The organism is Rodentibacter caecimuris, from assembly GCF_001019715.1.
Lineage (GTDB): Bacteria > Pseudomonadota > Gammaproteobacteria > Enterobacterales > Pasteurellaceae > Rodentibacter > Rodentibacter caecimuris.
The window spans coordinates 1,814,317-1,828,974 of the sequence record NZ_BBXJ01000001.1; the positions used below are offsets into that span (position 1 = coordinate 1,814,317).

Here is a 14,658-nt window from a genome sequence, read left to right on the forward strand (position 1 = left end):
CCTTGTTCAATTAAATATAAAACTGAGTAAATAAACAGAGCGAACCTTAAGACAATCTTAAACATTTAAAGTGCGGTCAGTTTTAATGTAATTTTTATGCGAAATTATAAATACTTTTTTAATTAGCTATCAGAGGAAAAATAACCTAGTTCAAAGGAAATATCACGGGCAGTTTGTGCAATTTCCTTGAGAAAAAATTGGATACCCAATTCCTGTAATTTATAAACCGACATCGAAACAGAGACCGAGTAATCCACATGACCACGGAAATCAAATATCGGACAGGCAAGACACACTACCCCCAGCTCATTTTCTTCTTTATCCATTGCATACTGCTTTCTAGAAATGTCCTCTAATTCTTTACGCATTTCCCCCAATTCCGTTATGGTATTGTGGGTAAGCTTATGAATAACATCTTGATGAGATGCCCAGTATTCGTCTAAATAATCACTATTTTTATCGTAGGCAAGATAAATTTTACCCATCGCAGAACAATATAATTGAAGATGCTGCCCAATATATGCTCTCGTTCTAATCATCCCTACCGTTGGCTCTAACTTATAAATCATAATCGCCCGTTCCCCCTCCCGTTTTGAAAAATTCACTGTTTCTCCGAGAGTTAAATTCAATTTTTCCAAATGTGGCGCTGCAATATGTATGATATTCAATGAAGAAAGAACCTTATGACCAAGACTCAAACATTTGGTCGTTAAACGATAGCTACCATTTGAACTAGCTGCTTGTACATATCCTTCGTTTTGCAATCCCTGCAACAGGCGGTGTACCGTACTTTTATTTAGCTCTGCTATCTCAGCCAGTTTTGCCAAAGGGCAACCGTTGGGGAAATTGCTTAAAATATCAAGAATGCGTAATCCACGAATTAAACTCTGATTTCCACTTGGCTTTTCACTTACCATATCACATATCCTTCCGAGTAAATTTTCAATTAACACTGACATTATAATAGTATCGTTTTACATATTGAAATCGTATTTACATATATTGTGATCGAGATCACAAATTCCAAAAATAATATGCAAGCATATGATTTTAAATAAATTATTATTTCGTACATTTATTGACATTATAGTGTTGAGATCTTAAATTATGAAACGAAAATCCACTATATGAAATAAAGAGGTATCTATGAGAGTTTCTTATAATGAATTAAAAGCGGAATTTAAACGTATTTTGCTTTCACGTCATATGCGTGAGGATATTGCCGAAGATTGTGCCAGTTTATTTGCCGATACAACTCAAGCAGGCGCATATTCACACGGGGTAAACCGCTTTCCTCGTTTTATTCAGCAGCTGGAGAATGGGGATATCGTACCTGAAGCCGAGCCAACCAAAGAACTCTCTTTAGGTGCTATTGAACAATGGGATGCTCATCAAGCAATTGGTAATCTAACCGCAAAAAAAATGATGGATCGTGCAATGGAAATCGCCCAACAGCATGGTATCGGCGTAGTAGCCTTGCGTAATGCAAATCACTGGATGCGTGGCGGTAGTTACGGATGGCAAGCTGCAGAAAAAGGTTACATTGGTATTTGTTGGACTAATGCTTTAGCCGTAATGCCACCTTGGGGTGCGAAAGAGTGCCGTATCGGTACCAACCCATTAATTATTGCGATTCCGACAAGCCCAATAACGATGGTAGATATGTCTTGTTCCATGTATTCCTACGGTATGCTTGAAGTTCATCGCTTGGCGGGGCGTCAAACTTTCGTGGATGCCGGCTTTGATGATGATGGTAATTTAACCCGTGATCCGGCAATAGTAGAAAAAAACCGCCGCCTACTACCAATGGGATTCTGGAAAGGCTCAGGTTTGTCCATCGTATTGGATATGATTGCAACATTACTCTCTAATGGTGAATCTACCGCAGCAGTGACAGAAGATAAAGATGATGAATACTGCGTTTCTCAAGTATTTATTGCAATTGAAGTGGATCGTTTAATTGATGGAGAGACTAAAGATGCCAAACTTCAACGCATTATAGAATATGTGAAAACCGCCGAGCGCGCCGATCCAAATGTCGAAGTGCGTTTACCAGGCCATGAATTCACGACTATCTTGTCTGACAACAAAGCGAATGGTATTCCGGTAGATGATACGGTTTGGGCAAAATTAAAATCATTGTAGTCGCTAGTGTTGTGATTCTTTACATCACCGGTACATAAAAGTGCGGTCAATTTTCACTGAGTTTTATAAGCGAGGTATTTATGTTTTTTGGGCATATATCTAAAGTTAATAAGAAAGCATATCCTATGGCTATCCAAACCGCCTTGGACTATTTGGCTTCGACCGATTTCACTAACATGGAAACAGGGCGTTATCCAATTAAAGGCGATCTAATCTATGTTCAAGTGTTAGATTTAGAAACCAAAGACAAATCTGATATTTTGCCGGAAGTTCACCGTCAATATCTTGATGTGCAATATCTCCATTCCGGTAAAGAGCGTATTGGCGTTGCGCCGGATTTAGGGAATAACCCGATTGCAAAAGATTATGATACGGAACGTGATATTTTACTCTACGCCGATATGCAAAATGAAATAGAGCTGATCATGCGTCCGGGTAATTTTACCGTCTTTTTTCCTGAAGATATTCATCGCCCTGCTTCTATGGACGGTCAATCGGAAAAAATACGCAAAATCGTCGTAAAAATTGCCGTCAGCGAACTTTAGGAGCGAATGATGAAATCTCTCGCAATTTATACCGGCAAGCTACTTGAAATATTGGTGGTGACAATACTCAGCATAATGTCATGCTTAGTCTTTCTCAACGTGATTTTACGCTACGGTTTTAACAGTAGCATTAACATTACTGAAGAAGTTTCCCGCTATTTGTTTGTATGGCTAACATTCTTAGGGGCAATACTTGCCTTTAGTGAGAACCAACATGTTAGCGTTACTATGCTTACCGAACGTTTATCCAACAAAAAACGTAAAATCCTTTTTCTTTTTACCGATGCATTAATGTTTTTCTGCTGCTATTTAATCGTAAAAGGGAGTTGGGTTCAATTTCAATTAAATATCAATAATATCGCCCCCATCTCCGGCATTCCAACCGGTATCACTTATCTCGCCAGTGTGATCTTCGGAATGTTAATCTTGGTGCGTTTTATGTCCACGTTAATCCTTTTAATTAAAGGAGAAGAGCAATGACCGTCGTAATTTTCCTTTCCGTTTTACTGGGTTCAATTATGCTCGGTATTCCCGTTGCATTTTCGTTATTGGTGTGCGGTATCGCTTTAATGGTGCATTTGGATTTATTTGACGCCCAAATTCTTGCCCAACAAATCGTTAGCGGTGCAGACAGTTTTTCTTTAATGGCAATTCCATTCTTCATTCTTGCCGGTGAGATTATGAATGAAGGCGGTTTATCCAAACGCATTATTGATTTACCGATGAAACTGGTCGGTCATAAACGCGGCGGACTAGGGTTTGTAGCCATTCTTGCCGCCATGATTATGGCAAGCCTTTCCGGTTCTGCGGTAGCAGATACTGCTGCGGTTGCCGCAATGTTATTACCGATGATGAAAACCACTGGCTATCCGATAGATAAATCGGCAGGCTTAATCGGCACAGCGGGGATTATTGCGCCAATTATTCCGCCGTCAATTCCATTTATCATCTTTGGCGTTGCAAGCGGCGTGTCTATCACTAAATTATTTTTAGCCGGCATCTTCCCCGGTATTTTGATGGGAGTATGCCTCGCAACACTATGGTGGTGGCAGGCAAAACGTTTGGATTTAATGACCTTTTCTAAAGCAACTCGGGAAGACCTCTGTATTTCTTTCAAAAACAGTATCTGGGCACTTATGTTACCGGTCATTATTATCGGTGGGTTCCGTTCCGGTATGTTTACACCAACCGAAGCCGGTGCAGTAGCAGCATTCTATGCCCTATTCGTGTCACTGTTCATTTATCGCGAGTTAAAACTTAGAGATCTCTATCCTGTCATTCTAGCTGCTGCAAAAACAACAGCAGTGGTCATGTTCTTAGTCGCAGCGGCAAACGTAACCGGTTGGTTGATTACTGTTGCCGAACTTCCTCAAGCCATGACAGAACTATTAGAGCCATTAATTGATAATCCAACGGTGCTATTAATCGTTATCATGATTGCTGTATTTATTATCGGTATGGTAATGGATTTAACACCAACCGTATTAATTCTGACCCCAGTATTAATGCCATTAGTCGAAGAAGCAAGCATTGATCCTGTGTATTTTGGTGTACTGTTTATTCTGAATACTTCTATCGGGCTGATCACACCGCCTGTGGGTAATGTACTCAATGTGATTACCGGCGTATCAAAATTACCTTTCGAGCAGGCTGCAAAAGGAGTTCTACCTTATTTGTTAATGATGATCGCATTACTCTTTATTTTTATCTTCGTGCCATCATTAATTACCGAGCCTCTGAATTGGATGTCGGCATAAAATAAAAATAAGGTTGTCAGAAATCATTTTATCGTAGCACTGAAAAACGCTTAATTTCTATAGGAGAAACCATATGAGATTTTTCAATCTAAAAACCTTAATCGCATTGATGGCGGGGATGGCTGTATTTGCCGCCAGTGCAAGTGCCTCAACGACACTACGTTTCGGTTATGAAGCACCACGCAGTGATACTCAACATATCGCAGCCAAAAAATTCAATGAATTATTAAAAGAAAAAACAAAAGGCGAGCTTAAACTTAGCCTTTTTCCGGACAGTACATTAGGTAATGCCCAAACTATGATCGGGGCTGTACGTGGCGGTACAATTGATTTGGAAATGTCCGGTTCACCAAACTTTACCGGCTTAGAGCCGAAATTAAACGTGATTGATATTCCATTTATTTTTAAAGATCGTCAACACGTCTATAAAGTGTTGGACGGTGAAATCGGTCAAGATTTATTAAAAACTCTTGAAGTACAGGGATTAAAAGGGCTTGCTTTTTGGGATGTAGGTTTCCGTGCATTTTCCAATTCCAAACATCCAATTAATAAACCAGAAGATATTAAAGGATTAAAAATACGCACCAATCAAAACCCAATGTATATTCAAGCATTTAGTCTGTTGGGCGGTAATCCTGTACCAATGCCATTATCAGAGCTTTACACCGCGCTTGAAACCCGCGCTGTAGATGCCCAAGAACATCCAATCGGTATTTTTTGGTCGGTAAAACTTTATGAAGTACAAAAATACTTAAGTTTAACTAATCACGGCTATACTCCGCTCATCGTAGTAATGAACAAAGCCAAATTCGACAGCTTATCGCCTGAATTGCAACAAGCAATTTTGGATTCGGCCAAAGAAGCGGGAAAATATCAACGAGATCTGAACGTACAAAACGAAAAAGACATCGTAGAAAAATTACGTAAAGCCGGTATCGAAGTGATTGATAAAGTAGATAATGCCCCATTCAAAGCAGTAATTGAGGCTGATGTTCGTAAATCCTTCATTGAGAAACATGGTGACGATTTAGTCAATAAAATTGATGCTTTGGCTCAATAATCCCATATCTTAAAGATGTAACATTAATTCTGGTGTGATGCCATTTTCTGTTTGAGCATCACACTGACGTTAAGTGTTAAAACGATTAAAAAAACAACCGCACTTTACCGCATTACGGTAAGTACAATTTGGCGTTATATTTGTTTACTCATTCCTCAAATCGAGGGAATATAACTTCAAACTGCGCCTTTTTGGGGTAACCCAAAACGTTGTTTATCACATCAAAACAGCTTATACAGACTAACTATTGAATAATAAGGAATCAGCATGAATTATTATCTTGGCATCGATTGTGGGGGAACCTTTATTAAAGCGGCATTATTTGATCAACAGGGTAATATGTCCGCTTGCATACGTAAAAATATTGAGATCATCAGTGAAAAAGCAGGCTATGCAGAACGGGATATGCCACAATTATGGCTAACTTGTGCCGAAGTCATACAACAAACAATAAGAGAAAGTCAGGTTAATCCAAAACAAATTAAAGGGATCGGTATTTCCGCCCAAGGAAAAGGCGCGTTTTTATTAGATAAACAAAAAAAAACCGCTTGGTAGAGCAATCCTATCTTCCGATCAACGCTCACTAAATATTGTGCGTCAATGGCAACAAGAAAGGATACCGGAAAAACTCTACCCGATCACCCGACAAACTTTATGGACCGGACATCCTGTTTCCATTTTACGTTGGATAAAAGAAAATGAGCCTGAACGCTATACGAAAATCGGTTCAATATTGATGTCGCACGATTATCTTCGTTTTTGTTTAACCGGTGAGTTACATTGTGAAGAAACCAATATTTCCGAATCCAATTTATATAATATGGAAAGCGGTAAATATGAAAATGAACTTGCGGAAATCCTTGGACTATCCGACATTCTTGAAAAGATGCCACCGATTATCGCACCAAATCAAGTAGCAGGTTATGTGACTTCTGAAGCGGCCGAATTATCAGGTTTAATAGAAGGTACACCGGTAGTAGGCGGATTATTTGATGTAATTTCGACCGCTCTTTGTGCCGGCTTGGATGATGAGAAAAAACTGAATGTAGTTTTAGGTACTTGGTCGGTAGTCAGCGGGGTCACGGCTCATATTGATCGGAACCAAACTATTCCCTTTGTTTATGGGCGTTATGCGGAAAAAGGAAAATTTCTGGTGCACGAAGCCAGCCCAACATCCGCCGGAAATCTAGAGTGGTTTATCAAACACTGGAAACTAGATTATAACCGAATTAATAAAGGCATCGCACAATTACCGTCTGCCTCAAGCACCATATTATTTGTTCCTTTCCTGTATGGCTCCAATGCCGGATTGGGAATGCAGGCAGGATTTTACGGCATACAATCTCATCATACTCAAATACATCTGATGCAAGCGGTTTACGAAGGAGTACTATTCAGTCTAATGCACCATCTAACCCGAATGCTACATCGCTTTCCTGATGTCAATATTCTTAGAGTAACCGGCGGACCAACAAAATCGACTGTATGGCTACAAATGCTTGCTGATTTGACTGGAATGACACTGGAAATTCCTACAACGGAAGAAACCGGTTGTTTAGGCGTGGCACTAATGGCAATGCAAAGTGCGGTCGAAAACCCAATTAAATTAACCGACAGCATGCGGAAAATTTATCCAAGTTCCGATAACTATCAAGCATATCAGAAGAAATATGCTAAGTATGTTTGTCTGGTCGAGGCATTAAAAACATTACATTAATTTGTGTTAACGCAAAAAATACTAACCATAAAAATACATAAACTAAGGATTTATAAAAAAGCGTTACTGAAAAATATAGGTTAGGTTGAATGGTTAATGATCAGATAAAATACACCGAGCAGATACAATAAAACCATCAAAAAATCTCAAGTAGCCGGTGATTTATCGGCTACGCAACCACCAAATAATCTGCTTCGCTCATTATAATTCCTCTTCACCCTGACAATAAAAGGCTTAATTTTCATTGCTAAAATATATCTCACAATTTGGCAATTTAGATTGTAACCAGTTAATATCCTGTTGGCACAGTGGATTTTCATTAAGGCTTAGTACTCTTAATTGGGTTAAGTGGGTTAACGAGCTAATATTGCTGACTTTATTTCTATCGAGGTAAAGCATGGTTAATTGAGAAAGCTGAGCGAGAGGGGATATATCGCTGATTTCGTTAAAGTCTAGGCTAAGCACTTTTAATTGGTTCAAGTGAGCTAAGGAAGTAATATCACTAATTTTGTTGTCCATAAGGCTAAGCTTGGCTAATTGACTTAGCCGAGCAAGTGCGGATATATCTCTGATTTTATTAGATTCAAGGCTAAGCTCTTGCAAATTTATTAAGTGAATTAAAGGGGCAATATTACTGATTTTATTTCTATCAAGATAAAGCTTAGCCAATCGACAAAGCTGGGCAAGAGAGGATATGTCACTGATTTTGTTATAACGAAGACTAAACTCAGTAAGTTGGAATAATTGAGTTAAATTCTCCTTTTTATCCTGATTAAACTTATCAACATCAAGTTCTAATATTTCTAAAAAATTTTCTTGAAACTCCTTTGATAAACTATTCCACCATTGCAGCTTTTCATTATGATTTTCTCCTGCTGCAAGTGATTCATTAACAATATTAAGTCTTTTACCAAGAGTTTTGACAAAATGTGTTTTGAGAGAAAAAATCCATTTATTACTCATTTTATTCTCCATTTATATTTTACAAACACTATTAATTAAAAAGATTAACTTGTTCATTTAAATCAATAATAATTTCAATACCATCCAATTAAAACACCCTCTATTAATTCTTTATCTAAATTTTAAACCACATCAATTTTTACAAAAAACTTCAAATCAACTCACAACTTCTTTACAATAAAATATAAAATCAGTTTTTTATCCCGAACCAATTACAATATTTATATCATATAATAAATTGAATAAATTCATCTATACTTATGTATGCTTACACTATTATTTTACTCTGGAAATAATGAACAGCGCAAATCAAAATCTTGATAGTTATTTAGTCTATTAAATACTATTAATATGAAATTATATTTCTCAGATATAGCCTAAACTCACTACTTTTCTAAACTTTTTTACCTCTTCATCATTTCCTGATTGTAACGTACAAACATTCTCGTAACATCCATCATCTTTAACTATTTTCAGTTAACGCATCATTTGTTTGCAATCCTGCGCTTTCCAAAAAGAAAGTTGCCAATTTTAGAAACCAACAATAGTGTTAATCCCTTAGCAAACATTTGTTATATTGTCATATTCTACGTTCTATCATTCTATGTTACAATGAACAAAAAGTTCTAGAAAGAAAGAAGAAAGGAATTAAAAATGAACATTAATGAAAAAATTCGTTTATATCGAGAAGAACATAAACTTTCTCAGGAAGAAATGGCCGATAAATTAAGTATGTCAACAAGAGGCTATGCCAAAATTGAACGAGGAGAGACCCGTGTAAATTTTGAAAGACTAGAACAAATTCTCGGTATATTTAATATTGATATTTATGAATTGTTAAATTATGGCGAGAAAGGTAAAGTTTATATTAGTACAGGCGATAATAATAGCAATACTAATTCAAATATATTTTTAGGTGGAAACGACAATACAGAAAAATTAACTTTAATGCTGTCTCATAAAGACGAAATCATTAAATATAAAGATGATATTATTCAAGCACAACAAAAAGAAATTACATTATTAAGAAATTTAATAGAAGACGCTAAAGAGTAAAGCTAATTTTTATATATTTCATTAGGATAGTAAAACGTTAATTGAATCGAGAATAAAGTAGATACTTGGTAGGCGTTGCACACAACGTTTTTCGGTCAATATTCCAGTAGCTATTCAAACAATCATGAAAACAGTATAGCCTATAAATTTTAACAGATAAAATTCAAACGCCCTTTAATAATTTAAAGGGCGTTTTTTTGTTTGGTTAAAATTTGTGATTTACTTTTCATAAAGGGGAATTATTTGCATAGAGCGAGTTTTATAGATTTGCAAATAATTCCACCGACTTATATTTTTAACCGCACTTTACTGGCACTTCCACCGATTTTGATAACAACCCGACCATTATCCGTTACTCTTGAATAACCAACTGCAATCGCCGAAGCACTGCGATAAGTACCACCGCCGACACTCACAATAGATTCACCGGCACGATAAGATTGTGGTAATAAGCTCATAGCTACCGCTGATGCGATACCGCCACGTAGGCGACGATCTACCCGATTAATACGGTTGTGAACCTCGCCCATATTGAGTGATAGTTGTTTATTAAAGTAACCTAAGTTTACCGCATCGTGAGTATCTTTCGGAGCAGCAACATTGGTAACACGCACAGGTTTATCCGAACCGCTGTTTAATCTGACTACATCGGTATGACGTTGAACATCTTTGCCGGTTTGTGAATCAACATAAACTAACGGTCCGGTCATTTGTAATTGGGTTAGCGCTTGGCTGAGCGATTTCTTGCTTTCATCACCGTAAATATCAAAGTTGCCTTCAATATCGGAATTGCCTAAGTCAATTTTCGCATCATCCGCCAATGTTAGAGATTTGTTTATCGTTACCTCATGTAAAACGGTTGAACCTGTTACATTACGATTTCCTTCAACTATCGAGTCGCCTTTCGTCGTACTATTTCCGTTGACGACTATATCTTTACCGATACTCACATTACCATTAATTGTCGTATCTCCCTCAACGGTTGAATTGCCTTTCACCACACTATCGCCATTGATGTACTATTGCCACCGACAGTTACATCTTTCTCAAAGGTAGTATTACCTTTGGTAACACTGTCGCCCTCAACAGTTGAGTTGCCTTTCACCACGCTATCACCGTTGACCGTCGAATTGCCCTCAACAACAGAATTTCCTTTGGTTGTGCTATTTCAGTTTACCGTCAAATCTTTGACAATCGTTGCATTATTCGTAACGCTCAAGTCTTTAGTGATGGTTGTGCCATTATTTGCCCTCGCATTCGCGTTATTCGCCGTTGTGTTGGCATTATTTGCCGCATTTACAGCAGTATTCGTAGTATTTGTAATGTTACTGATAGCGTCGTCTAATTGTCCTTTATTAACTGCATCGGTTTTATCTGTACCTGTAGCAACACCACTAATTCTATTACTGCCAGTATTTATTGAAGAACCGCTAACAAAGGTAACAGTTTTACTGGATACGCCTAGAGAGACATCACTATTAGCAGAAAATTGTTGATTTACGTTAGCGGCTTGTAGATTGGATGTACCGCTGACGGTTAAATTTTTACCGCTAATTTGTTCTTTTGCAGTCAAATTATTTGTGGTTACATCAGTAAATGTCGGGTTATCAACAGTGTTGATTATGATAACACTACCATCACGAGAAACATTAACATTTTTTCCCGATTTAATATCAATATAGCCATTTCGTTTAATTGCCGTGCCCGCGTCACTATTGGCTTTTAATGTAAAACTTGAATTATTTAGCGCATTATTAATTGCGTCATAAACCGTTTTTGCCGTAGTTAAACCACTTGTACCGGATACACTCGTGACACCTTTATTATCAGTTGAAATATCTTGAGTCACCACATTCACTTTAACCGCTGCACTGTTACTGCCATCGGTAACAGAAGCTGTCGTATAATTGCCGTTAGCAAAATCGACTTGACCATTATTATTAATACGAGATTTTGGAGAATCATTCTCTTTAATATTAAAACCGGAATGAGTCATTACCGCATAAAGTTAACTACCGATTACCGCATCTGTTAAATCTTGGTTAACACGCCCTGCGGCAACATTAACAATTTGGCGTTTGTGATTTCTATTACCGATAGATAACACGCTTCCTGCCGTTTGTGCCGTAACATTAGCTGTCCTTGCTGTATTTGAATCATAATTAAATTTGAGATCTTCAACAGAATTAGTGCCATTCGCAGCAGATCCACTACCTAATGCTATGGAATATGTATTATTATCTGCAACTGTTGCATTAACCCCTATCGCCGCCGTCCATTGTGCGCTTGCGCTTGCTTTAGAAGAACGCCCTAAGGCTGTGGAAAAACTGCTTGCGTTTGAGTCTGAACCAATCACCGTAGCACCTTCACCGCTGGTTGCGGCACTTGAACCGATAGTAACCCCGTGTTTGCTTTGGGTGGGGGCAGTAAAACCGATAGCAATACCGCCCCGTGCATTTTCATCTTGTCCGGTGTTACCGACTTTTGAGGCAGTACCAATGACAATAGCACCGAGTGCCCACGCTCTAGAGCTATTATATGCCGGATTAGTACTATTTCGCCCTATAGCGGTTGCATTATTATCTCCCTTAGCATCACCACCTGCAATACTCGTCTCCTCTCCGGTTTTCCAAGCAATCGTTCCTGAATTACCACCAGGCGAAGAGCTAACAGAAAATGCGTTTGGTACAACCGCCATCATTTGAAAAGCTTTCTAAAAAGTGCGGTCAAAAATAGGGATGTTTTCATCCCCGTTTTTCTTAATTTAGTAAAATTCCACGCCCTCAATAGAGCGAGTAACACGCGTACCGGCATCACCTTTAACAATAAGTTCAATATCATTTAATGAACCAATGACGGCCTCTTTACCGGTGGCATTAACAAAGTTGATCACTGCTTTCACTTTCGGACCCATCGAGCCAGCCGCAAATTCAGCAGCAAGCATTTCTAAAGCCTGTGGGTTAACTTTAGCAATTCGTTTTTGATCCGGTTTATTGAAATTCACATAAGCCGCAGGCACATCGGTAGCGATAATAAATAAATCCGCCTCTAATTGTTGAGAAATAACAGCAGAGCATAAATCTTTATCCACCACAGCTTCAACGCCTTGTAATTCCCCTTGGTCGTTATAATAACTTGGAATTCCACCGCCACCACCGCAAATAACAATATTACGATTGGCTAATAAAGCTTTTACAGAATCAATTCCCGTGACAGCTTTTGGTAAGGGACTTGGTACTGCACGACGATAATATTGCCCATCAACCATGATCGTCCAATCTTTCTCTGACGCTAATTTTTCCGCTTCCTCTTTGGTATAAACTTGCCCGATGGGCTTACTTGGTGTTTCAAATGCCGGATCCTTTGGATCAACAATGACTTGATTTAATACTGTGATAGTTGGGGTTTGCGGCAATAAATTGATTAATTCTTGTTGCAACATATAACCGATCATCCCAACCGTTTGAGAAACAAGCACATCTAACGGATAAGGCTCAATTTTAGTGTCTTGCGCATAATACGCCGCATGCTGTAATGCTAACAGCCCGACCTGTGGCCCATTGCCATGGGAAATCACTAATTCATTTTCTTGTTTAATTTTTGCCAATTGTTCTGCCGCAATATGAATATTCGCAGACTGATTTTGAGCCGTCATCGGCTCCCCTCTTTTTAATAAGGCATTTCCACCCAATGCAACCACAATTCTCATTTTACTTCCCTTGTTAATTTATAAAAAAATAGCATCGTTAATTTAATATTTACGATGCTATCTATAATTTACTATGCCAAGCTTGCCACCATCACAGCTTTAATCGTGTGCATTCGATTTTCGGCTTGCTCAAATGCCACATTTGCCGGTGACTCAAATACTTCCTCCGTCACCTCAATACCATTTGCCAACTGAGGGTATTTTTCTGCAATTTCTTTCCCCATCTTGGTTTCGCTATTATGGAATGCCGGTAAACAGTGCATAAATTTGACTTTCGGATTGCCAGTACGTTTCATTAATTCTGGTGTGACTTGATAAGGCATTAACATATCAATACGTTCAGCCCAAGTTTCGAGAGGCTCTCCCATTGAAACCCATACATCCGTATGCACAAAATCAACGCCTTTAACCGCCGTATCAATATCTTCGGTAACGGTAATTCTTGCACCGGATCGCTCTGCAAACTCTTGACACATTTTCACTAACGACGCTTCCGGTAATAAGGCTTTCGGTGCACAGATACGCACGTCCATACCTAGTTTTGCACCAATTAACAATAAGGAATTCCCCATATTATTACGTGCATCGCCAATGTACACATAGCTGATTTGGCTTAATGGTTTCTCACAATTTTCAATCATTGTTAAAACATCGGCAAACATTTGGGTCGGATGAAATTCATCGGTTAAACCGTTAAATACCGGCACACCCGAGTATTGCGCAAGTTCATTGACAACTGATTGTTTAAACCCACGATATTCAATGGCATCATACATTCTGCCTAATACCCGCGCGGTGTCTTTCATTGATTCTTTATGCCCGATTTGTGAAGAATCCGGATCAATATAAGTCACGTGTGCACCTTGATCATAAGCTGCCACTTCAAAAGCGCATCGCGTGCGAGTTGACGTTTTCTCAAAAATAAGCGCAATATTTTTACCGGTTAAACGAGGTCGTTCAGTTCCCGCATATTTTGCTCTTTTTAAATCTCTCGCCAAATCCAATAAGAATCGAATTTCACGCTCAGTATGATTTACTAAACTCAGTAAATGTCTGTTTTTAAGATTAAACGCCATAGTTGCTCCCCTTTTCTCGTGTGTTGATAAAAAATCGGCAAATTTTAGCAAAGCAAACGTTTGCGTTCAAGAACAAAAAAGCAACAAAAGGAGGAAAATAACGAAAAAGTGCGATTAAAATTTAAGGAATTTTAACCGCACTTTAGAGGAGATTTTAATTTTGCAATTTTCGCAATAACGCCAGTTCGCGTTCTAAGCCGTTAATAATTTTGTCTTTTTGTAGTAATAATTCATCTTTGTGTGTCACCATTAATTGTAATTGTTGAATCGCTTTTTCTAAATTCTCATTCCCCACTGCAAATAAGAAATGATTAGAATTATTTGAATTTGTAGAACCACTTGAGGAATTATTAAAATAAACTTTCTCGTTTTCCCCAAAAGCCAACAATTCACAAATATCTATCTCAAAGACTTCTGAAATTTGTTCCAAACGGGGTAAAGTCGAACGCACTTCGCCCCGCTCAATTTTGGCATACCCCGTTACCGACATTCCTAATTTCTCCGCCATATTTTCCTGAGATAGTTGGTGCTGTTCACGTAATTGACGGATTTTTTCATTAATTTTCATCGTTTAGTCTCACAAAATGAAAGTACCTTATTAAGGTAACTGAGTGTAACTGTTGGTTAATT

The 14,658-nt window shown here is 38.2% G+C and carries 14 protein-coding genes and 1 pseudogene; 7 read left to right on the forward strand and 8 right to left on the reverse strand.

Annotation, left to right across the window (positions count from 1 at the left end; translation table 11 throughout):
* Positions 1-122 precede the first annotated feature (122 nt).
* Positions 123-917 carry an IclR family transcriptional regulator gene (locus PNEUHYL_RS08920; RefSeq protein WP_059367341.1) on the reverse strand — a complete coding sequence of 265 codons (795 nt, stop codon included), beginning with the start codon at positions 915-917 and terminating at the stop codon, positions 123-125.
* Between the two features lie 229 nt (positions 918-1,146).
* On the opposite strand from PNEUHYL_RS08920, the gene yiaK reads away from it, so the two are divergent.
* From yiaK to PNEUHYL_RS08950, 6 genes and pseudogenes are all read left to right on the forward strand, one after another.
* On the forward strand, positions 1,147-2,145 hold the full coding sequence (gene yiaK / locus PNEUHYL_RS08925; RefSeq protein ID WP_059367343.1) for a 3-dehydro-L-gulonate 2-dehydrogenase: 999 nt from the start codon (positions 1,147-1,149) through the stop codon (positions 2,143-2,145).
* 80 nt (positions 2,146-2,225) lie between these two features.
* Positions 2,226-2,690, forward strand: a complete 465-nt coding sequence (locus tag PNEUHYL_RS08930; protein ID WP_059367345.1) for a NanQ anomerase/TabA/YiaL family protein — start codon at positions 2,226-2,228, stop codon at positions 2,688-2,690.
* Positions 2,691-2,699: 9 nt separating this feature from the next.
* Positions 2,700-3,170 (forward strand): TRAP transporter small permease, encoded by a 471-nt coding sequence (locus PNEUHYL_RS08935; protein ID WP_059367347.1) that lies wholly within the window; start codon positions 2,700-2,702, stop codon positions 3,168-3,170.
* Complete coding sequence (locus tag PNEUHYL_RS08940) at positions 3,167-4,447, forward strand: TRAP transporter large permease subunit (protein ID WP_059367349.1); 1,281 nt, start codon at positions 3,167-3,169, stop codon at positions 4,445-4,447. The genes PNEUHYL_RS08935 and PNEUHYL_RS08940 overlap by 4 nt, the downstream gene beginning before the upstream one ends.
* A gap of 73 nt (positions 4,448-4,520) precedes the next feature.
* A complete protein-coding gene (locus PNEUHYL_RS08945; RefSeq protein ID WP_059367352.1) occupies positions 4,521-5,507 on the forward strand; it encodes a TRAP transporter substrate-binding protein in 987 nt (328 codons plus the stop codon).
* 267 nt (positions 5,508-5,774) lie between these two features.
* Positions 5,775-7,224: pseudogene (locus tag PNEUHYL_RS08950) on the forward strand (FGGY-family carbohydrate kinase).
* A gap of 234 nt (positions 7,225-7,458) precedes the next feature.
* Here the strand turns inward: PNEUHYL_RS08950 and PNEUHYL_RS08955 are convergent.
* Entirely contained in the window at positions 7,459-8,187 is a 729-nt protein-coding gene (locus tag PNEUHYL_RS08955) for a leucine-rich repeat domain-containing protein (RefSeq protein WP_059367355.1), read from the reverse strand.
* Positions 8,188-8,841: 654 nt separating this feature from the next.
* Between PNEUHYL_RS08955 and PNEUHYL_RS08960 the strand changes: the two genes are divergently transcribed.
* Entirely contained in the window at positions 8,842-9,243 is a 402-nt protein-coding gene (locus PNEUHYL_RS08960) for a helix-turn-helix domain-containing protein (protein ID WP_059367358.1), read from the forward strand.
* Between the two features lie 287 nt (positions 9,244-9,530).
* Here the strand turns inward: PNEUHYL_RS08960 and PNEUHYL_RS08965 are convergent, their stop codons facing one another.
* The 6 genes from PNEUHYL_RS08965 to PNEUHYL_RS08990 all read right to left on the reverse strand — a co-directional run bounded on the left by PNEUHYL_RS08965 (position 9,531) and on the right by PNEUHYL_RS08990 (position 14,596).
* A complete protein-coding gene (locus PNEUHYL_RS08965; protein WP_059367359.1) occupies positions 9,531-10,244 on the reverse strand; it encodes a YadA-like family protein in 714 nt (237 codons plus the stop codon).
* Between the two features lie 167 nt (positions 10,245-10,411).
* On the reverse strand, positions 10,412-11,239 hold the full coding sequence (locus tag PNEUHYL_RS08970; protein WP_059367362.1) for a hypothetical protein: 828 nt from the start codon (positions 11,237-11,239) through the stop codon (positions 10,412-10,414).
* Between the two features lie 12 nt (positions 11,240-11,251).
* Complete coding sequence (locus PNEUHYL_RS08975; protein WP_059367364.1) at positions 11,252-11,944, reverse strand: hypothetical protein; 693 nt, start codon at positions 11,942-11,944, stop codon at positions 11,252-11,254.
* A 63-nt stretch (positions 11,945-12,007) separates the two neighbouring features.
* The gene (arcC, locus tag PNEUHYL_RS08980; RefSeq protein WP_059367366.1) at positions 12,008-12,952 is read right to left on the reverse strand and encodes a carbamate kinase; all 945 of its coding nucleotides are present in this window, start codon (positions 12,950-12,952) and stop codon (positions 12,008-12,010) included.
* Between the two features lie 71 nt (positions 12,953-13,023).
* Complete coding sequence (locus tag PNEUHYL_RS08985; RefSeq protein WP_059367368.1) at positions 13,024-14,028, reverse strand: ornithine carbamoyltransferase; 1,005 nt, start codon at positions 14,026-14,028, stop codon at positions 13,024-13,026.
* A 154-nt stretch (positions 14,029-14,182) separates the two neighbouring features.
* The gene (locus PNEUHYL_RS08990; RefSeq protein ID WP_059367370.1) at positions 14,183-14,596 is read right to left on the reverse strand and encodes a helix-turn-helix domain-containing protein; all 414 of its coding nucleotides are present in this window, start codon (positions 14,594-14,596) and stop codon (positions 14,183-14,185) included.
* Positions 14,597-14,658 lie beyond the last annotated feature (62 nt).

What these genes read in the sequence shown, in the direction of transcription:
- PNEUHYL_RS08990 (WP_059367370.1), bottom strand. Translation starts at nt 14,596, where the DNA reads ATGAAAATTAATGAAAAAATCCGTCAATTACGTGAACAGCACCAACTA.
- PNEUHYL_RS08955 (WP_059367355.1), bottom strand. Translation starts at nt 8,187, where the DNA reads ATGAGTAATAAATGGATTTTTTCTCTCAAAACACATTTTGTCAAAACT.
- arcC (WP_059367366.1), bottom strand. Translation starts at nt 12,952, where the DNA reads ATGAGAATTGTGGTTGCATTGGGTGGAAATGCCTTATTAAAAAGAGGG.
- PNEUHYL_RS08945 (WP_059367352.1), top strand. Translation starts at nt 4,521, where the DNA reads ATGAGATTTTTCAATCTAAAAACCTTAATCGCATTGATGGCGGGGATG.
- PNEUHYL_RS08935 (WP_059367347.1), top strand. Translation starts at nt 2,700, where the DNA reads ATGAAATCTCTCGCAATTTATACCGGCAAGCTACTTGAAATATTGGTG.
- PNEUHYL_RS08960 (WP_059367358.1), top strand. Translation starts at nt 8,842, where the DNA reads ATGAACATTAATGAAAAAATTCGTTTATATCGAGAAGAACATAAACTT.
- yiaK (WP_059367343.1), top strand. Translation starts at nt 1,147, where the DNA reads ATGAGAGTTTCTTATAATGAATTAAAAGCGGAATTTAAACGTATTTTG.
- PNEUHYL_RS08985 (WP_059367368.1), bottom strand. Translation starts at nt 14,028, where the DNA reads ATGGCGTTTAATCTTAAAAACAGACATTTACTGAGTTTAGTAAATCAT.
- PNEUHYL_RS08970 (WP_059367362.1), bottom strand. Translation starts at nt 11,239, where the DNA reads ATGACTCATTCCGGTTTTAATATTAAAGAGAATGATTCTCCAAAATCT.
- PNEUHYL_RS08940 (WP_059367349.1), top strand. Translation starts at nt 3,167, where the DNA reads ATGACCGTCGTAATTTTCCTTTCCGTTTTACTGGGTTCAATTATGCTC.
- PNEUHYL_RS08975 (WP_059367364.1), bottom strand. Translation starts at nt 11,944, where the DNA reads ATGATGGCGGTTGTACCAAACGCATTTTCTGTTAGCTCTTCGCCTGGT.
- PNEUHYL_RS08930 (WP_059367345.1), top strand. Translation starts at nt 2,226, where the DNA reads ATGTTTTTTGGGCATATATCTAAAGTTAATAAGAAAGCATATCCTATG.
- PNEUHYL_RS08920 (WP_059367341.1), bottom strand. Translation starts at nt 917, where the DNA reads ATGGTAAGTGAAAAGCCAAGTGGAAATCAGAGTTTAATTCGTGGATTA.